Origin of the sequence: Bradyrhizobium cosmicum, from assembly GCF_032290525.1 — a bacterium.
Classification (GTDB): Bacteria; Pseudomonadota; Alphaproteobacteria; order Rhizobiales; family Xanthobacteraceae; genus Bradyrhizobium; species Bradyrhizobium cosmicum_A.
In genome coordinates, this window is sequence record NZ_JASXTA010000268.1 from 1 (window position 1) to 266 (window position 266).

Annotated in this window: 1 protein-coding gene; it reads right to left on the reverse strand. The window is 75.6% G+C overall.

Going from position 1 to position 266, the window contains the following annotated elements; translation table 11 throughout:
* Positions 1 to 266 (reverse strand): hypothetical protein (locus QSV46_RS39920; RefSeq protein ID WP_314964122.1); only part of this gene is annotated, 266 nt, incomplete at both ends.

Sequence of the window (266 nt, forward strand, 5' to 3'; positions counted from 1 at the left end):
CCGCCACCGAGGACGAGCCGTCCGGTTGCCGCACGGACTCGCGCAGAGTCTCGAGGCGCACGATGTGGGCGTGCAGCGCGCTCGCGGTCTGCTGTCGGTGGTCGTCCGCCTCCCGCGAGCGGGCGCGATCGGCGTCGGCCGTTTCCTGGGCTTCGCGGGCCCGTTCCCCGAGGCGCTGCGCCTCGACCGCGGTGGCCTCGGCCGTCTCGCGCAGGGACGCGGTGTCCAGACGGGCACTCTCGGCGCGGGTCACGACGTCGGAGAGC